Annotated in this window: 20 protein-coding genes and 1 tRNA gene; 14 read left to right on the top strand and 7 right to left on the bottom strand. The window is 29.5% G+C overall.

Annotation, left to right across the window (positions count from 1 at the left end; translation table 11 throughout):
* Positions 1-152: 152 nt before the first annotated feature.
* Entirely contained in the window at positions 153-1,466 is a 1,314-nt protein-coding gene (locus tag AVBRAN9331_RS04210; RefSeq protein ID WP_214117497.1) for a cation:dicarboxylate symporter family transporter, read from the bottom strand.
* A gap of 114 nt (positions 1,467-1,580) precedes the next feature.
* Here AVBRAN9331_RS04210 and AVBRAN9331_RS04205 point away from each other — a divergent pair, with 114 nt between their 5' ends.
* The 4 genes from AVBRAN9331_RS04205 (at position 1,581) to AVBRAN9331_RS04190 (ending at position 5,031) form a co-directional block, all read left to right on the top strand.
* On the top strand, positions 1,581-1,907 hold the full coding sequence (locus tag AVBRAN9331_RS04205) for a rhodanese-like domain-containing protein (RefSeq protein WP_214117496.1): 327 nt from the start codon (positions 1,581-1,583) through the stop codon (positions 1,905-1,907).
* Between the two features lie 267 nt (positions 1,908-2,174).
* The gene (locus tag AVBRAN9331_RS04200; RefSeq protein WP_442862293.1) at positions 2,175-4,244 is read left to right on the top strand and encodes a ribonucleoside triphosphate reductase; all 2,070 of its coding nucleotides are present in this window, start codon (positions 2,175-2,177) and stop codon (positions 4,242-4,244) included.
* A complete protein-coding gene (gene nrdD / locus AVBRAN9331_RS04195) occupies positions 4,241-4,372 on the top strand; it encodes an anaerobic ribonucleoside-triphosphate reductase (protein WP_214117495.1) in 132 nt (43 codons plus the stop codon). Before AVBRAN9331_RS04200 ends, nrdD begins: the two co-directional genes overlap by 4 nt.
* On the top strand, positions 4,369-5,031 hold the full coding sequence (locus AVBRAN9331_RS04190) for an anaerobic ribonucleoside-triphosphate reductase activating protein (protein ID WP_336612452.1): 663 nt from the start codon (positions 4,369-4,371) through the stop codon (positions 5,029-5,031). The genes nrdD and AVBRAN9331_RS04190 overlap by 4 nt, the downstream gene beginning before the upstream one ends.
* Positions 5,032-5,058: 27 nt before the next feature.
* Here the strand turns inward: AVBRAN9331_RS04190 and bamD are convergent, their stop codons facing one another.
* Complete coding sequence (gene bamD / locus AVBRAN9331_RS04185) at positions 5,059-5,721, bottom strand: outer membrane protein assembly factor BamD (protein WP_214117493.1); 663 nt, start codon at positions 5,719-5,721, stop codon at positions 5,059-5,061.
* A gap of 83 nt (positions 5,722-5,804) precedes the next feature.
* On the opposite strand from bamD, the gene fliW reads away from it, so the two are divergent.
* A complete protein-coding gene (gene fliW / locus AVBRAN9331_RS04180; protein ID WP_214117492.1) occupies positions 5,805-6,215 on the top strand; it encodes a flagellar assembly protein FliW in 411 nt (136 codons plus the stop codon).
* The gene (locus AVBRAN9331_RS04175) at positions 6,212-6,949 is read left to right on the top strand and encodes a pyrroline-5-carboxylate reductase (RefSeq protein WP_336612451.1); all 738 of its coding nucleotides are present in this window, start codon (positions 6,212-6,214) and stop codon (positions 6,947-6,949) included. The genes fliW and AVBRAN9331_RS04175 overlap by 4 nt, the downstream gene beginning before the upstream one ends.
* Positions 6,950-6,978: 29 nt before the next feature.
* On the opposite strand, the gene AVBRAN9331_RS04170 is transcribed toward AVBRAN9331_RS04175, so the two are convergent.
* The 5 genes from AVBRAN9331_RS04170 to rpsL all read right to left on the bottom strand — a co-directional run bounded on the left by AVBRAN9331_RS04170 (position 6,979) and on the right by rpsL (position 11,644).
* Positions 6,979-7,512, bottom strand: a complete 534-nt coding sequence (locus tag AVBRAN9331_RS04170) for a YagU family protein (protein WP_336607175.1) — start codon at positions 7,510-7,512, stop codon at positions 6,979-6,981.
* Between the two features lie 952 nt (positions 7,513-8,464).
* Positions 8,465-8,541: transfer RNA gene (locus AVBRAN9331_RS04165), tRNA-Arg, on the bottom strand.
* A 58-nt stretch (positions 8,542-8,599) separates the two neighbouring features.
* The gene (gene fusA, locus AVBRAN9331_RS04160; RefSeq protein ID WP_214117489.1) at positions 8,600-10,675 is read right to left on the bottom strand and encodes an elongation factor G; all 2,076 of its coding nucleotides are present in this window, start codon (positions 10,673-10,675) and stop codon (positions 8,600-8,602) included.
* Between the two features lie 12 nt (positions 10,676-10,687).
* On the bottom strand, positions 10,688-11,158 hold the full coding sequence (rpsG, locus tag AVBRAN9331_RS04155) for a 30S ribosomal protein S7 (protein WP_214119742.1): 471 nt from the start codon (positions 11,156-11,158) through the stop codon (positions 10,688-10,690).
* Positions 11,159-11,236: 78 nt separating this feature from the next.
* Positions 11,237-11,644 (bottom strand): 30S ribosomal protein S12, encoded by a 408-nt coding sequence (rpsL, locus tag AVBRAN9331_RS04150; RefSeq protein WP_214117487.1) that lies wholly within the window; start codon positions 11,642-11,644, stop codon positions 11,237-11,239.
* Between the two features lie 170 nt (positions 11,645-11,814).
* Between rpsL and AVBRAN9331_RS04145 the strand changes: the two genes are divergently transcribed.
* From AVBRAN9331_RS04145 to nuoH, 8 genes are read left to right on the top strand one after another with little or no spacing between them, the layout of a single operon-like run.
* Entirely contained in the window at positions 11,815-12,204 is a 390-nt protein-coding gene (locus AVBRAN9331_RS04145; protein WP_214117486.1) for an NAD(P)H-quinone oxidoreductase subunit 3, read from the top strand.
* Positions 12,186-12,686, top strand: coding sequence for a NuoB/complex I 20 kDa subunit family protein (locus AVBRAN9331_RS04140; protein WP_214117485.1), 501 nt, complete (start codon positions 12,186-12,188; stop codon positions 12,684-12,686). The genes AVBRAN9331_RS04145 and AVBRAN9331_RS04140 overlap by 19 nt, the downstream gene beginning before the upstream one ends.
* On the top strand, positions 12,686-13,477 hold the full coding sequence (locus tag AVBRAN9331_RS04135; RefSeq protein ID WP_214117484.1) for an NADH-quinone oxidoreductase subunit C: 792 nt from the start codon (positions 12,686-12,688) through the stop codon (positions 13,475-13,477). The genes AVBRAN9331_RS04140 and AVBRAN9331_RS04135 overlap by 1 nt, the downstream gene beginning before the upstream one ends.
* Positions 13,477-14,703, top strand: a complete 1,227-nt coding sequence (nuoD, locus tag AVBRAN9331_RS04130) for an NADH dehydrogenase (quinone) subunit D (RefSeq protein WP_336612450.1) — start codon at positions 13,477-13,479, stop codon at positions 14,701-14,703. Before AVBRAN9331_RS04135 ends, nuoD begins: the two co-directional genes overlap by 1 nt.
* Positions 14,700-14,927, top strand: a complete 228-nt coding sequence (locus AVBRAN9331_RS04125; protein ID WP_214149679.1) for an NADH-ubiquinone oxidoreductase subunit E family protein — start codon at positions 14,700-14,702, stop codon at positions 14,925-14,927. Before nuoD ends, AVBRAN9331_RS04125 begins: the two co-directional genes overlap by 4 nt.
* A complete protein-coding gene (locus AVBRAN9331_RS04120) occupies positions 14,924-15,571 on the top strand; it encodes a hypothetical protein (protein WP_336609449.1) in 648 nt (215 codons plus the stop codon). Before AVBRAN9331_RS04125 ends, AVBRAN9331_RS04120 begins: the two co-directional genes overlap by 4 nt.
* Positions 15,561-17,966 (top strand): NADH-quinone oxidoreductase subunit G, encoded by a 2,406-nt coding sequence (locus AVBRAN9331_RS04115; protein WP_214117480.1) that lies wholly within the window; start codon positions 15,561-15,563, stop codon positions 17,964-17,966. Before AVBRAN9331_RS04120 ends, AVBRAN9331_RS04115 begins: the two co-directional genes overlap by 11 nt.
* Positions 17,959-18,954 carry an NADH-quinone oxidoreductase subunit NuoH gene (gene nuoH, locus AVBRAN9331_RS04110; protein WP_214117479.1) on the top strand — a complete coding sequence of 332 codons (996 nt, stop codon included), beginning with the start codon at positions 17,959-17,961 and terminating at the stop codon, positions 18,952-18,954. Before AVBRAN9331_RS04115 ends, nuoH begins: the two co-directional genes overlap by 8 nt.

Genomic DNA, 18,954 nt, shown 5'->3' with positions numbered 1-18,954 from the left:
CAGGTAAAACCTTATTTTTCTTGGTTTTCATTATTTTTTTTAATAAAAATTGTTGCTATGCAAACTAGCACAGCAAATAAAGAAAAAGCTTGTTCTAACACTTGCATTTGATATCCTTTCATATTGCAGGATATCAAAAGCAAAAAGTATTCCTAATCTTGTATTTTAAAATCATTAGGGTGGTCTAGTGCGTAGCGGAATTTTTCCATATCTATTTGTTTATTCCATATAGCAACTATTAAGCAAGCAACAGAGTTACCGCATAAGTTTCCACACGCTCTCATCTCACTCATAAACTTATCAACTCCTAATAAAACGGTGATTGTTGCAACAGGGATTAAATTATCTCCTAATGAGCTAAGAGTTCCTGCTAAAACGATAAAGCCGCTTCCTGTTACTCCAACAGCACCTTTACTAGTAACCATTAATATAAGTAAAATTGTAATTTCTTGCCATAAGCTAATATCTATATTAAATGCTTGTGCTAAAAATATTACAGCCATAGCTAGATAAATATTTGTGCAATCTAAGTTAAAGCTATATCCAGTAGGTAAAACTAAACCAACACAGCTTTTATCAATTCCTGCTTTTTCTAATTTTTTCATAAGTGGTAATAATGCACTTTCACTTGAGCTTGTTGTAAATACGATTAATAATTCTTTAGCTATAAATCTAATGAATTTAAATATATTTACTTTAGCTACATAACAAATTATTCCTAAAACTCCAAATATAAATACACAACAAGCAGCAAGCATAACAAATAATAAATATCCCATATTTACAAGTGAGCTTAAGCCAAATTTTGATATTAGATAAGCCATAGCACCAAATGTAGCAAGTGGGCTAAAATACATAATTAAAGTAAGAATTTTAAATACAAATGATTGGAACACTTCTAAAGCTTTTTTGATATATTCTCTATCTTGTTCTTTTAAAGTTATTACAATAAATGCTGTAAATAATGCTATAAATAAAACTTGCAATGTTTTTCCATCTGTAAATGGGCTTACTAAATCTTGTGGAATTGCTCCTTTTAAAACTCCCCAAAAACTACTTTCACTACCTTGAGAAGCTTTTACATATTTATCAACACTTGACGCATCTAAAGCATTGATATCAAGATTCATACCAACTCCAGGTTGCATAATTCTTGCCATAAATATACCCACTATTAGAGCAAGTGTGCTTACTACTTCAAAGTAAATTACAGCCTTAACACCAATTCCGCCGATTTTTTTAATATCTCCTAGTCCAACTATTCCTAGAATAATCATTACAAAAATGATAGGTCCAATTAAAAGCTTTAATGCTTTAATAAACATATCAATAAACACTTTAGACCAAATAGCTAGATTTTCTATTCCAAGTGCTTCTATTTTAATAGGAGGCATGGCTCCAACAACAATTCCTAGGATTAATCCTACAATAACCCAAAAAATAAGGCTTTTAAAATACCTGCTCATTTTTTTTCCTTTTTTAGATAATATTCACTCATAATAACCAAAAAAATATTTTTTTGATAATTTTTAATGATAAATTAGATAAAAAATGTTACGAATTTACACAAAGGATAAAATATGAATATAAATATCAATGCAAAAGATATAGATTTTGACAAACATTTAATAGTAGATATTAGAACTCAAGAAGAAATAGATGAATTTAGTTTAGAAGATACTTTACTTTATCCTATAGATTTTAATTCAGCTGATGAAGAAATTATCAAAAAAGACTTTGATGAGATTATTAAAAATAATTCTAAAACATTAGTAATTATGTGTAGAAGCGGAGCAAGAAGTGCATTTTTATGTGAGTTTTTAAATCAAAAAGAAAAAATCGCTCTTAATTTATCAGGTGGTATTATTGCAATGTGTCAAAATTACCCAGATAAAGTAAAAAATTAATTAAAATCATTACAATATGTAACATATTTGACTATTTATAATAATTATTATTAAAATAGTCAAATAATTAAAATTTTTAAAAAATTCTTATTTTAAATTCTTTTTATCAAAATCAAACAAAGTCCGATACGATAAATGTTTTAAATATTTTAAAATTATTATTAATTACTTTAAAGTTTCAGTTTGATTTTGGCTTAACTTAGTAGCAACTTTTCTTTAACTTTTAAAAATAAAATGAAAATATTCATTATAAAAAGGACAATCAAAATGATACTTAAAAGAAATGGATTAAAAGAAGTTTTTAAACCTTATAAAATAGAAAATGCTATCAAAAAAGCTTATGCAAGTTGCAATAAAGAAGCTTCAAATTCTTTAATATCTTTAGTTATTAAAGAGTGTGAAAACAAAGACTTAGTAAGCGTTGAAGAAATACAAGACAAAATTGAAAAAACACTATTTAATGAAAAAGAATTTGAAGTATTGAAAAGCTTTATGCTTTATAGACACACTAGAAAACTTCGTCGTGAAAAAGACCTAGAATATGGCACTTATATTAACTGCTCAAATACAATAAGCGAATATATAAACAAAAGCGATTGGAGAATTAATGCTAATTCAAACACAGGCTATTCTCACGCAGGACTTATAAATAATACTGCAGGAAAAGTTATTGCAAATTATTGGCTAGATAATGTCTATAGTGATGAAATGGGCTTAGCACATAGGAATGCTGATTTTCATATACACGATTTAGATTGTCTTAGTGGATATTGTGCAGGTTGGAGTTTAAGAGTATTATTAAATGAAGGATTTAATGGGGTAAGAAGTAGGGTTGAAAGCAAAGCTCCTAGGCATTTTAAAGAAGCTTTAGGGCAAATGGCTAATTTTTTGGGTATTTTACAAAGTGAATGGGCTGGAGCTCAAGCGTTTTCAAGCTTTGATACTTATCTTGCTCCTTATGTTTTTAAAGATAAATTGAGTGATTTAGAGATTAAAAAGGCTTTAATAAGTTTTGTTTATAACCTAAATGTCCCTGCTCGTTGGGGGCAAAGTCCATTTACTAATATTACTTTAGACATAGTTTGTCCTCAAGATTTAAAAAATCAATTTCCAACCACTAATGATATTCATTTTTTTAAGGGCATAAAAGATGATGAGTTAGAACAAAAGGCAAAAATGCGTGGCAAAAACTCACTAGAAGAGCTAACTTATGGTGATTTTGAAGAAGAAATGCAAAGAATTGTTAGGATATTTTATGAAGTTTTAAGCGAAGGCGATAAAAACCATCAGCCCTTTACCTTTCCAATACCTACTATAAATCTTACTGAAGAATTTGATTGGAATAGCGAAGTAGCCGATGCGATTTTTGAAAATACAGCAAAAATGGGCTCATCATATTTTCAAAATTTCTTAGGTTCACAATATAAATTAGATGAGTTTGGCAATAAAGTAGAAGATGAAAATGCTTATAAACCAAATGCGGTTCGCTCTATGTGTTGTAGGCTTCAGCTTGATTTAAGAGAATTGTTAAAGCGTGGTGGTGGGCTTTTTGGAAGTGCTGAAATGACAGGAAGTATTGGCGTAGTTACTATTAATCTAGCTCGTTTGGGGTATTTGTATAAAGCAGATGAAAAGGGTCTTTATAAACGCTTAGATGAGTTATTAGTTTTAGCCCGTGATAGTCTTGAATTAAAAAGGGCTTTCATTCAAAAAATGTATGATAGGGGGCTTTATCCTTATACTAAAAGGTATTTGCCAAGTTTTAATAATCATTTTTCAACTATAGGGATAAATGGGGCTAATGAAATGCTTAGAAATTTTAGTAATGATTCTTATGATATAAGTTCAGAAATAGGAAAAGATTTTTGCATTAAATTAGTAAATTATATTAGAGAAAAAATTAAGCAATTTCAAGAAGAAACAGGTAATTTATATAATCTTGAAGCCACTCCAGCAGAAGGGACGACCTATCGTTTTGCTAAAGAAGATAAAAAAAGATTTAAAGATATTATCCAAGCAGGAAATGGTGATGAGATTTATTATACAAATAGCACTCAACTACCTGTAAATTACACTGATGATCCATTTTTTGCACTCAATATGCAAGATGATTTGCAGTGTGCTTATACGGGTGGAACCGTTCTTCATCTTTATATGAAAGAAAGATTAGAAAACAAAGAAATTTGTAAAAGATTGGTTAAAAAAATAGCGAATAATTATCGTTTGCCATATTTTACGATAACGCCTGTTTTTAGTGTATGTCCAATACATGGATATATTGCAGGAGAGCATGAGTATTGCCCTAAATGTGATGAATTATTAAAGGAGAAAGAATGAAAAATAACGAAAAAAGAACAAAATGTATGGTTTATACTAGAGTAATGGGTTATCACAGACCCGTAGAAAGCTTTAATCTAGGCAAAAAAGGAGAACATAAAGAAAGGAAAATGTTTGTTATCAAATGATTTATGATATTACCCCTTTTAGTGTGATTGATTATCCTAATTATATCTCTTGCATAGTGTGGATTGCAGGTTGTAATTTAAGGTGTAAATATTGCTATAACGAGCATATTATAAATGGTTTTTCTAATGTAAGTAAAAATCAATTAAAAAGCTTTTTAGAAAGTAGGGTAGGTTTAGTTGATGGGGTTGTTTTTAGTGGTGGAGAATGCACTAATTCTGCTAATTTATTAGATTATATAAAATTAGCAAAAAGCTTAGGCTATTTAATCAAAATTGATAGCAATGGCTCAAATCCTAATGTAATTAAAAATATTTTAGAAAATGATTTAGCAAATTATTTTGCTATTGATTTTAAAGCCCCTAAAGAGAAACTAAAAGCTCTTACGGGGCTTGATTATTTTGATGAGTTTGATAAGACTTTAGATATTTTGCTAGATTTTAAAGCAGAATTTGAAATAAGAACTACTTGGCATTTTGACTTACTTAGCGTTGATGAAGTGCTTAAGATGAATGAGTATTTAAGAAAAAAGGGTTATAAAAATAAATATTATTTGCAAAAATTCCTAGAAGTACCAAATATTGCTAATCTAAAGCAAAGCATTAAAACGATTGATTTTAATAAACTTGATGATGATTTTGTGTTAAGGAATTTTAATTAAATAAAATTTAGGAATTAAATTCCTAAATCAAAGTGCGTAGCTGCTTTCAAATAATCTTCTATACCAAGGAAGTCTTGGTTTTATATATTTAATATCGTTTAAATCACTATCTTTAATCTTTTTATCATAGATTTCTTCGCTTATATCATGCCCCATTCTTCTATATAAATTCCTAATATCAGTATCTAGCATAATTTGAGTAAGATTTAATTTAGTCTTAATGCTATTTACTAAAGGCGTATATTTTGAATTCTTATAAGTAGACAAGAAAATATCAGCATCTTTAATTGAATCTAAAAGCAAATATTGATTTCTATTAGGCAATGAAAAAGCATAAAAATTATTTCTAATTTTAAGATAATTTAGCCATTCGTAATTTTGGCTATTACCATATAACTTTATATATTCATCTATGTAATAATTTGCTAACAAATACTCGTGCTCATTTGCGTGTGCTTGTGATAAAATTAACATAGCACTTGCTAAAAGTGGGCTATTTATATGCTCGCTATACAAAGATATATAATCACTATCTGCTTTTTCTAAATCATTCTTTTTTACACTTTCAATGATTTTTTCTAACCAAGCACTATCGCTTAAATTATAATCATCAAACATATCTTTTTTATTGCTAGCACAAGCGCTAAAAAATATCGTTAAAATTAGTAAAAAAATATTAAGTTTTTTCATTTATTTTCCTTTAAAAAGGCGATTATAAGTTCTAATGTTAAATATTTATTATATACTTAGGATATTTTTTTAAAGGAGAAATAATGATATTTGAAGTTAAGTTTCCTATATTAGGTTTTGAAGATACTACAAAAGTAGAGTTAGAAAAAATGTATGATTGTTTCGCGAGATTAAAGAGTGTTGATGGTAGAGGTTTTACATTTACTATGCTAAATCCTTATGCTATTTGTAAAGAATACGAATTTGATATGCCACTTTCTTACAAAGCTTTACTTGAAGTTACAGCTAGTTCAAATATTGAAATTTATAATATTTTGATTTTAAATAAAAGCGTTGAAGAATCTACTATAAATATGTTAGCTCCGGTGATTTTAAACCACGATAATAACACTATGGCACAAATTATTTTAGACCCAACTCAATATCCATTCTATCATCCAACAGAAAAGATTAAAAATTTCTTACAACAAAATATGAATGAACTAAAGCAATGAATGAAAATATTTATATCCTTGGCAATGGCAAAATGGCGAAAGCTATTGCTAAAGGATTAGAAAATTCAAATTTTAATGTGGTTTTTGTAGTAAGAAATAAATTAAATGTAGGTGTTAAAAATTGTATTTCTTATGAAGAATTTGATATTGCTAATAAGATTTGTATTTTATGCTTTAAGCCATATAATTTAGATGAAGTTAGTAAAAAATTTTTAGGTAAAACTGCAAAAATTATCATTAGTCCTTTAGCAGGAATTAGTATTGATAGTTTAAAAGTAATTGCATCTGAATATTATTTAAAAATTATGCCAAATATTGCTGCTGAATACAATAAATCTTGCACTACTTATGTAGGAGATAAAACTCATAAATATTTTGATTTAGCTTTAAATATTATTAAAGGTTTTGGGGTAGCAATAGAATGTGAGAATGAAAATGAGCTTAATTTAGCTATGGCCATTAATGGTTGTGCCCCTGCGTTTTTAGCGTTAGTTGCTGAAGCTTTAGCTAATGGTGGAGTTAGTATAGGGCTTAAAAACGATAAATCTTATGAGTTGGTAAAATTATTATTTGCTAGTTTTGAGAGTTTAATTGCTAATAATCATCCAGCATTAATTAAAGAAGGTGTATGCTCTCCAGCTGGAGTTAGTATAAAAGGTGTTAATGTTTTAGAAGATGAAGCTGTTAGAAGTGCTTTTATAAAAGCTATAAAAGCTAGTGCAAATAAAAATTAATTTACACACCTAAAAAAGGTGTGTAAAGCTTATTCAATATCAGGTGATTTTGTAATTCTATTTCTTATATCTCTTCTTACTATTTCCATTCCCCATAGCCATACAATATGTCCAAATATTTCTGATAAATGTTCATCAAATGGAATTTGTGATAAAGGTGGAACTTGTGCTATTAAAGGCATTACAATTACATGCGCGAATAAATATACGAAGAATCCAAATACAGCACCTTGCCACATTTTAATACGAGGCCAAATTTCTGCAATCATACAATACATAACACCAAATACGATTGAAAATCCAACATGAACAATGAAAATTGATAAAGGCATATCCATACCTGAAAACATATAAGTAAAATCAGTAGGCATACCAATTTGTTCTAAAAATATTTTAGGTGGAGTGGTTCTTTCTAATGCGTCAAGAGGCCAAACAAAATTAGGATTTCTTGGTGGAAATGGCACTTCCCAGCCCCATTTAACAATAGCACCGAATATTCCAGCTAGAATTCCAATCCAAAAAGATAAAGTCAAACGCCTATCGCTAGGTTTTGTAAAAGTCATAAAATCTCCTTAAAAATAAATTAAAACTGAATTATACTAACTAATATTAATAATTAAATAAAATATATTATCTTTTAATAATATTTATTAATTAATTACCTAAATTATTAATTTTATTTAAATAAATTAATATATTTTTTCATAATATTAATTTAAACAAATATATATTTTTTATATATTATTTTATAAAATTTTTAAAAGTATTATTTTAAATTATTTATAAATAATATATAGATAATTATTTTAAGTATGTGTTATAAATTAGAAAAGTATAGTGATAGTATTATAAAACAATGATAGGGTTTGTAGTATTTAATTTATAATATTGTTTTTTATTTGTAATAAAAGCTTTTTTATTTCAAGTGTTACAATTGCTCTTATATTTATTTAAACTTATGGTATAAAGCTTTAATCTATATGCTAATAATTACAATATTATTTTCTCTATCTTGTTTACATTTAATAATCATATATTATCCGTGAATATTTAAGATTGTTGATAATTGCAAGTTTAGTTAATTGGAAATGATATATTTAAACATTTTAGAATTAAAATACATAAATTATACTGCATTAGCATTTGCAATTTTAGTATACAAATCAATATATTAAGCTTAAAATTAGTGCTTAAATACGATTAAATATATTAGAATTAATATTTTAAAATATTAAGAGTATTTTTTAATAGTAATTAATAAAGAGAATGCAAAATCACTTATACATTTAGTTAAATTATTAGATTGGTTATATCTCACATAAATATAGTAGAAACGCTTTCTTTATGCCTTTTAGGTTTTATGCTTTATCGCTAGCTTTTTGTTTATGATTGTTTCTTAGTAATTTTTTTAATATTTTAAGTCTTATTATATATTTTTATAAGTAAAGATAAAAATATATAATAATTATAAAAAATACTTTAGAAGCTTAAATATATTTTCAAATAAATATTAAGTGGTGTCCCCAACAGGATTTGAACCTGTGGCCTTAGAATTAGGAATTCTACGCTCTATCCAGCTGAGCTATGAGGACTAAAAGATTTGATTATTATTTTTTGAAGAACTAGGGATTAAAATCCCTAGTTTAGATATTACATATTTCTTTTTTTGATGATTTCTTCAGAAACATTTCTTGGAACTTCACTATAGTGGTCAAATTCCATTGAATATGTAGCACGACCTTGTGTTTGGCTTCTTAAGTCAGTTGAATATCCAAACATTTCAGCAAGTGGGCAGAATGCTGCGATGATTTTATTTCCACCACGCTCATCCATACTATTTACTTGACCACGGCGTTTATTTAAATCTCCAATTACATCACCCATATAATCTTCAGGTGTTTCAACTTCAACTTTCATAATAGGTTCAAGTATTACAGCACCAGCTTTTCTAGCACCTTCTTTAAAGCCCATTGAAGCAGCTAATTTAAATGCCATTTCGCTTGAGTCAACTTCGTGATAACTTCCATCAAATAGTGTAACTTTTACGTCTTCTACAGGATATCCAGCTAAAACACCATTTTGTAATGCTTCTTGAATACCTTTATCAACTGCAGGAATATATTCTTTTGGAACAACCCCACCTTTAATATCATTAACGAATTCGTATCCTTTACCTGGCTCAAGTGGCTCAAGGCGTAAGAATACATGTCCATATTGACCACGACCACCAGATTGTTTTGCATATTTGTATTCTTGCTCAACGCTTTGGCGGATTGTTTCACGATAAGCAACTTGTGGCTTACCTACTTCAGCATCAACTTTAAATTCTCTAAGCATTCTATCTACGATAATTTCAAGGTGTAATTCACCCATACCTGAAATAATAGTTTGTCCGCTTTCTTCATCAGTTGAAACTCTAAAGCTTGGGTCTTCTTGTGCAAGTTTATTAAGTGCGATACCCATTTTTTCTTGGTCAGCTTTAGTTTTTGGTTCAACTGCAACACTAATAACAGGATCAGGGAAATCCATTTTTTCTAAAATTACTTTATCTTTTTCACTTGCTAAAGTATCACCTGTTAGTGTATCTTTTAGACCTACGATAGCACCAATTTCTCCAGCATAAAGTTCTTTAATTTCCTCACGCTTGTTTGAGTGCATTTTTAATAAACGACCAATTCTTTCTTTTTTATCTTTTGTTGCATTGTAAGCATAACTACCACTTTCAAGTTTTCCACGATAAACACGAACGAAAGTAAGTTGTCCAACGAATGGGTCAGTCATAATTTTGAATGCTAATCCTGCAAATTCGCCATCATCAGTTGATTTAACACTTGTTTCTGTGCCGTCTTCATATTGACCACGAATATCTGCAACTTCATCAGGAGCTGGTAAGTATTTTACAACAGCATCTAGTAGTGGTTGAACACCTTTATTTTTGAATGCAGTTCCGCAGCACATAGGAATAATTGATAAATCAAGGCAACCTTTTTTGATACCTTTGTAGATTTCATCGTTTGTTAATTCTTCTCCACCTAGGTATTTATCCATTAGTTCTTCACTAGTTTCAGCAACTGCCTCTACTAATTTTGTTCTATATTCTTCAGCTTTTTCTTTTAAGTCAGCTGGAATTTCAATTTCTGTATAATCTGTTGGTTTTTTATCATCATCCCAAACATAAGCAACCATTTTTACTAAATCAACTACACCACGGAATGTGTCTTCAGCACCAATTGGAATTTGAATTGGAACTGGATTAGCTTTTAAACGATTTTTAATTTGTGCTTCAACATTATAAAAATTTGCTCCAACTCTATCCATTTTATTTACGAATACTATTCTCGGAACATGATATTTATTTGCTTGTCTCCATACGGTTTCACTTTGTGGTTGAACTCCACCAACAGAGCAAAATACTGATACAGCACCATCTAAAACCCTCATTGAACGCTCAACTTCAATAGTAAAGTCAACGTGGCCTGGGGTGTCAATTAGGTTGATTTGGTGGTCTTTCCAAAAGCAAGTTGTAGCAGCTGAAGTAATTGTAATACCACGCTCTTTTTCTTGCTCCATCCAGTCCATTGTAGCTGTACCTTCGTGAGTTTCACCAATTTTATGACTCATACCAGTAAAGAATAAAATTCTTTCTGATGTTGTAGTTTTACCTGCGTCAATGTGCGCAGCAATACCAATATTTCTAACACGAGATAAAGGAGTTTGTCTTGCCATTTTAACTCCTTTTTACCATCTATAATGTGCAAATGCTTTGTTCGCTTCTGCCATTTTGTAAGTATCTTCTTTTTTCTTGAATGCTGCACCTTTGCTATTTGCTGCATCCATTAACTCACCTGCTAATTTTTCAATCATTGTTCTTTCGCTTCTTTTTCTAGCGTTTAGAATAATCCAGCGAATTGCTAGTGCTTGTTGGCGAACAGGGCGAACTTCAACAGGAACTTGATAAGTTGCACCACCAACACGGCGTGCTTTAATTTCTAAAACAGGTTTTACATTTTCAATAGCATCATTAAATACATCTATACCTTTAACTTCGCTATTTTTAGACGATATTAAATCAATCGCACCATATAAAATTTCAGTAGCAACAGATTTTTTACCATCATACATTAATGAATTAATAAATTTTGTAATTACTTTACTACCATAAATAGGATCAGCTAGAACTTCTCTAACTTGTGCTCTTCTTCTTCTCATTTTTTCCTCTTCAACTTTAAATTATAATTTACTCAAATTATGCCGCATATCTAAGCTGCAAATCTGTGAAACTCGTTTTTATTTTTTGCCTTTTGTAGGAGCTGCTGCTTGACCTGGCTTTGGTCTTTTTGTTCCATATTTTGATCTTGAAACTGTTCTCTTTGCAACACCTGCAGTATCTAAAGCACCACGAACGATGTGATACTTAACACCTGGTAAGTCTTTAACCCTTCCGCCACGCACTAAAACGATGCTGTGTTCTTGTAGGTTGTGTCCTTCACCACCAATATAACTAATAACTTCAAATCCTGTTGTTAATCTAACTTTTGCAACTTTTCTTAACGCTGAGTTAGGTTTTTTAGGAGTTGTAGTATAAACTCTTGTACAAACGCCACGTCTTTGTGGGCAATCTTTTAACGCTGGTGATTTTGATTTAACAATCACTTTTTTGCGTTCTTTTCTAACCAATTGATTTATGGTAGGCACGTTTCATCCTTTCAAAAAATTTATTAAAAAGTCGTGATTATATAATATTTTTCTTAAAAAAGTTTTAATACTTTTAACCTTAATTGAGAACAAGAAATAATTAAGTTTTTTTCACTATCATTTACGAATTATTTTTTAGTAAATCCAAAAAAATTTTGAAAGGAATTAAAATGTCTAGTTCAGATGTGGATATTCAGTATTTCGGCATTTTAGCAATGTTAGTTATTGCTACAGGCTTATTTTTTGGACTAGTTTTTTTAGCAAAAACAATAGGAAATTCTTTAGCTAGAAAAAATAGAAAAAAATTAGGCTTAGGACCTTATGAGTGCGGACCTTTACCGCAAAAACAAGCAGTTAAAATAAATTCACAATTTTTTATTTTTGCTTTAATTTTTATCTTGTTTGATATAGAAGTTGTTTTTATGTATCCTTGGGCTTTAATGTATAAGCAATTAGGACTTTTTGCATTGATTGAAATGGTTTGTTTTTTTGTTTTACTTTTAGTTGGTTTTATCTATGCGTATAAAAAAGGAGCGTTACAATGGCAGAGCATCAATTAAACACAAATGGAATGCCAATAGCTTTAACTTCGGTAGATAAGTTAGTTGGTTGGGGTCAAAGTAACTCTTTATGGGCATTTTCTTATGGTCTTGCTTGTTGTGCTATTGAAATGATGGCTGGCGGTGGTTCAAGGTATGATTTTGATAGATTTGGAACTATTTTTAGAGCAAGTCCAAGACATAGCGATGTAATGCTTGTAGCTGGAACTCTTAGTAAAAAACATGCAGAATTTACAAGAAGATTATACGATATGATGCCTGATCCAAAGTGGGTTATATCTGTTGGTAGTTGTGCAAACACTGGTGGTATGTTTAATACTTATTCAACGGTTCAAGGTGTTGATAGGATAGTTCCTGTTGATATTTATGTTCCTGGTTGTGCTCCACGCCCTGAAAGTTTTCAGTTTGCTTTAATGATACTTCAAAAGAAAATTAGAAAAGAAAAAATATCTAAAAAAATAGCAGCAAAAAGGTTGGTGTAATGAGAGAATATAAAGACAAGATTAATGCGCAAAAGCAAGACTACTACAAAGATAGATTTTATCACGCACCACAAACTACTAAAATTGATATAAAAGGTAGTGAATTTGAATATTTATTTGATGAGTTTAATAATAATTTTTCTGTTTTAAATTCTTTTATTGAGCTTGATATTGCAGTTTTTATAATCAATAAAGAAGATAATTTAAAGGCTTTAAGAAAGGCTAAAGATTTAGGTTTTACAACTTTTACTGAATTGATTTGTTCTGATTATTTAGCTAAAGATAATTCTTATGAAGTTCAATATCTTTTATTAAATATAAATAAAAAACAAAGACTTAGAATAGTTACAACCTGTAAGGCAGATGAAACTATTGAAAGTGGAGTTTGTGTATTTAAGGGTTTAAATTGGTCTGAAAGAGAAGCTTATGATATGTTAGGTGTAAATTTTATTAATCACCCTAATTTAAAAAGACTATTAATGCCTGATGATTGGTTTGATTATCCGCTTAAAAAATCTTATCCTTTAGAAGGAGATGAATTTGCCAAATGGTATGAAATAGATAGAATTTTTGGTAAGGAATATCGTGAAGTTGTAGGGCCTGAAAATCGTGATTCAGGAAGAGTTGATTGTAATGATACAAATAATTTTTCTAGAATTTATCACGAAGTTCCAAAAGGAGCTGAGCCTATTAGTATTGCTTATAAACAAGAATATCAAGAAGATGAAGGCGTAATGTTTGTTAAGAAAGTTAAGCGTGCTGATTCAAAATTCATAGAAGGAAGAAGATAATGCAAATACCATCAAAGTTAAAACCTTATTATGAAAATGTAGCCTTTAGTAAAGAAGATGGCAGAATGATTATAAATCTTGGTCCTCAGCACCCAAGCTCACACGGAAACTTAAGATTAGTGTTAGAGCTTGATGGGGAAAAAGTAGTTAAATGCACTCCAATGATTGGTTATATGCATCGTGGTATGGAAAAAATGGCTGAAAATATGATTTATCAAGAATTTATTCCAACTACTGATAGAATGGATTATGTAGCAGCAAGTGCAAATAACTATGCTTATGTAGCAGCTGTTGAGAAGCTTTGTGGTTTAGAAATTCCTAGAAGAGCTCAAATCATTAGAATGATGTTATTAGAATTAAATAGACTTGCTAGTCATTTATTATGGCTTGCAACTCACGCACTTGATATTGGAGCAATGACTGTATTTTTATATTGCTTTAGAGAGCGTGAATATGTTATGGATTTAATAGAAAAATATTGTGGTGCAAGACTTACACATTCATCTATGAGAATAGGTGGTGCAATGCTTGATTTACCAGCTAATTTCACTCAAGAATTATTAGTATTTTGTGATAAATTCTTAAACGATGTAAAAGATTATGAAACCTTACTTGATGATAATAGAATTTGGCGTCTTAGAACAGAAGGCGTTGGGGTTGTTACAAAAGAACAAGCATTAAGCTGGGGTTGTAGTGGCGTAATGCTTCGTGGAAGTGGAATTGAATGGGATATTAGAAAAGAAGAGCCATATTTACTTTATAATGAAGTTCAATTTGGTGTTCCTTTTGCAAACCAAGGAGATACTTACGCAAGATATAAATGCTATATGCAAGAGTTTCGTGAGAGTGTAAAAATACTTAGACAATTAGTGCCTATGTATAGAGAGAGTTCTCCTGAATTAATTTGCAACAATAAAGAATTTGTAAGTGCAAGTAAAGAACAAATTATGACTCAAAATTATTCTTTAATGCAGCATTTCGTATTAGTTACTCAAGGTCTTCGCCCACCTGTTGGAGATGTATATGTGCCAACAGAAAGTCCTAAAGGAGAGCTTGGATATTTTATTAAAAGTGATGGTTCAACTAGACCTTATCGTCTTAAAGCTAGAACTCCTAGTTTTTGGCATTGTTCGTTTTATGAAGAGCTTTTGGTTGGAACTTATGTGGCTGATGTTGTGGCTATTATGGGTTCAACAAATATTGTTTTAGGGGAGATTGATAGATGAGAAGAATTGACCTTAGAAAAAGTAAAGATTTATTTGCTGATTTAAAGACTCATATTGATAATGCTAAAGTTAATGAAGTTTTGGTTGTTTTATTTGAAATTGGAGATTTTTCTAATATTGATAAATCTTATGAATTTGTAGCTAATAATAATTGTAAGATGATGAACTCACTTAAGTTTAATCAAAGTGATTGGACTATAGTTATTAAAAAGGAAGCAAAATGAAAATATTAAGCTTCTTAAATTATGCAAGTAAAGAAGTCTTAAGTCATTTTAGCCAAGATGAAATAGTAAATATCGGTAGTTTTTACGATGAGAGATTAAAACAAAAATTTTATAAATGCGAACTAGGAACCGAAAGCTATGTTTTAGCATTGTTTTGCACTATGCTTAATTTAAGCGAATTTGATATAGGCGAACTTAGTGCTGAGAGTTGTTTTGGAGAAGAAGAAGCTAGTGAGATTTTAGAATTTTTAAAGAGTGCTGATTTAATTTTATTAGATAGTAATTTGCTTTATCATAAAGACAAAAATATATATTATTTTGCAAGTAAATTGGCTAAACATTTTGATTTAAAACTTATGTTTGATTATGAATTAAAAGATGTTGAGTTAGTTGAATTAGATGATAATAATGGGCTTATTTTATATGAATGTTTAGATAATGATGATTTTATAGTAAGTCCAGCTTTTGCAAATCTTGCAAAAATTAAAGAATTTGATTTAGTAGAAATTAAAACAAAAACTAAAATATTAAAAAAGAAAGTAAAAATTGATAATAGTTTAAAAGGATTATTTGCATTAAGTAAAAAAGATAATGCTTATGCGTTTAGTCCTTGCGTGGTTAAAGGAGTAAGCAATGAAAATTAACATTAATGGTAAAGAATGCTTAGCTAATGATGGCGATTATGTTTTACAAGTTGCTCGTGCTAATGATATTTTCATACCTGCAATTTGCTATTTAAATGATTGCAGCCCAACTTTAGCTTGTAGAATGTGTATGGTTGAAATTGATGGCAAACGCTCATACGCTTGTAATACTAAAGTAAAAGATGGAATGCAGGTATTAAGCAATACTAAAGAATTATGGGACGAAAGAAATGCTATTATGCAAACTTATTGCATAAATCACCCATTACAATGTGGAGTTTGTGATAAAAGTGGAGAATGTGAATTACAGAATTTCACGCATAAAGCACAAGTAGATACTCAAAATCATTGGATAAAAGAAATAGATAGAAGACATCAAGATTGGGGTGCTTTACAATATGACCCAAGTCTTTGTATAGTTTGTGAAAGATGTATTACCGTATGTAAGGACAAAATCGGAGATAGTGAGTTAAAAACTATAGCTCGTGGTGGAGATGCACCTGATAAAGATTTTAAAGATACTATGAGTAAAGATGCTTATGCAGTTTGGACAAAATTTCAAAAATCACTAATAGCTCCACAAAATGGAACGACTTTAGATTGTCAAGAATGTGCTGAGTGTGTTAGCGTTTGTCCGACTGGTGCAATTATTAATAAGAATTTTCAATATCGCTCAAATGCTTGGGAACTTACTCGCATACCTGCTAGTAATCCACATAGTAGTGATTGTGAGCTTATGTATTATGATGTTAAACAAAAAAGTATTAAAGATAATACTAAGATGGTTTATAGAGTTTCAAATGATTTTCATTTTACTACTTTAAATAAGGCTGCAAGATTTGCTTATGATATAGCAAGCGATTGTAAAGGTAAAGATGAAGTAGAGTTTAATCGCTTAGTATCGTTGTTTAAAGATAATAAAATTAAAAATGTGAAATTTAATAGCTATATAACAAATGAAGAAGCATATATTTTAGAATTACTTAGACAAAAATATGGCTTTAATTTAGTAAATAATGAAGCTTTATGTTTTCAAGATTTCTTAAAGACTTTTTGCGCTCATTCAGGTAGTTTTTATAATGCAAGTAGTGATGATGTTAAAAAATCTGATTTTATCGTAATTGCAGGAAGTTTTTTAAGACACGATAATCCTACTTTATCTTATAAAGTAAATAATGCAATTGTTATGAATAAGGGTGCTGGGCTTTATTTTCATCCTATTAAAGATACAAAATTTTCAAAAATTGCTAAGAATTTCGTAAGTGTAAATTGTGATTATGGTAAAGAAGCTCAAGTTTTAGAATTTATTTTACAATATTTTGCAAAAGACTTGCCGCAGGATTTAGCATATATCAAAGACGCTTTTTATGAAGAACAAATTGAAGTAGAAGTTAAAAGTAAAGATGCTGAAGGCAATGAGATTAAAGAGAAAAAGCAAGAAACAATCAAAAAATCAAGCCTAGCTAAAGAATTAGGATTTGATGAAGATAAATTAAAAGATTTATTACTTAAAAAAGCTAATTTTACTTTAATTATCGGAAATGATTATTTTTACCATGAAAATGCAAAATATTTAGCGTATTTACTTGCAAATATTCAAAAATTAACTGATTTTAAAGTTATGTTAATCCCACCACGCACTAATACTTTAGGTGTAAGTTTATTATGTAAATTAAGTAAAGCTAGTGATGGTTTTACGCTAGGATATAATGAGCGTGGAGATTTCTCATTCTCAAATGATGAGCATAATAATCTTGCTAGTTCAAATCTACTTGAGCAAGAAGGAACATTTGTAAATTATGATAAAAGGCTTGTTCCTACGAATGCTGCACTTAAATTTAAAGGATATTATTTAAATGATTTAGCAAATGCTCTTGGATTAGATGCACTTTATACGATTGAATATACAGAGCAATTACCTAAAGATAAAGGCTTTTTAAATATTGCTTTTGATGATTTGACAAATCATTATGATAATGCAGGAAATAATCATCGTGGGTATTTAATTGATACTTGTGAGTTTGTAAAGAATTTAAAACAAGATAATCAAATTCCACAAAATATAAAATCAACTTGTGAATGTAAAAAAGATGATATTGTAATACTTGCAAATCCAATTGGAAATCTATCAAAATATACTAATAAATCAAGCTTTTTTAACGAATGTGCTTCACTTTACGCAAGTAAAGATTATCTAGCTAAACATAATTTAAAAGAAAATTCTATGGTTAAGATTTATGATGATAAAGATGAAATTATTATAAAAGTAGTTTTAGATAAGAATATTGAAAATGGTGCTTATTTACCTACTTTTGATGATAAGATTAATCCTTATAAATTCTTTAAAACAAGACGCTACTATGCGTTAAATATAAAGGAAATTAGCTATGAGTGAGACTATGTTTTTTATAATCGTTACGCTGATTAAATGTCTTTTAGTAATTGCAATTTTTGCTTCATTAGCTGGATTTGCAACTTATTTAGAAAGAAAGGTTTTAGGTTATGTTCATAGAAGACTTGGGCCTGATATGGTAGGACCTGCTGGTGTTTTGCAAATTGTTCCTGATATGATTAAATTATTTACAAAAGAAGATTTAATTCCATATATGACAAATAGTAAAGTATTTAAAGTAGCTCCTTTAGTATCAGCAATTTGTGCTTTTATGGCTTTTGCTGCTGTGCCGATTTTTCCTGAATTTACATTATTTGGGCATACGATAAAACCAATTATTGCTGATGTAAATATAGCAGTTTTATACATTGCTGGATGCTCATCACTTTGTGCTTATGCTATATTTTTAGGTGGTATGTCAAGTTCTAGTAAATATCCTTTAATAGGTGGTGCTAGGGGGCTTGTTACTATCATATCTTATGAAGGCGTTAGTGGTCTTTGCTTATTAGCTGTTGTTTTATTAACTGGTTCTATGAGCTTAGTTGATATTAACGCTTATCAAGAAGGTGGAATTTTATCTTGGTTAGTATTTAAACAACCAATTGCATTTGTTTTATTTACAATAGCAATTTTTATTGAAACAAACAGAACTCCTTTATGTCTAGCAGAAAACGACCCTGAATTAGTTGCAGGTTATGGCACTGAATATAGTGGTCTTCGCTGGGGAATGTTTTTTATAGGCGAATATGCTAGTATGATTTTAGGCTCAATTTTGATTACTTTATTATTTTTAGGTGGATATAACGATTTTTATTTCATACCAGGCGCTATTGCTATGATTTTAAAAATATGCTTTGTATTTTCTTGGTATTTTTGGGCTAGGGGGACTTTCCCACATTTAAGGGCTGATCAAGTTATGAGAATGAGTTATTTAATATTATTACCTGTTGCGGGTGCTAATTTAATAATAACTGCGTTATTGGCTTTATAA

This window comes from Campylobacter sp. RM9331 (genome assembly GCF_020137685.1).
Classification (GTDB): domain Bacteria; phylum Campylobacterota; class Campylobacteria; order Campylobacterales; family Campylobacteraceae; genus Campylobacter_E.
This window is presented reverse-complemented; position numbering and strand designations above follow the sequence as displayed.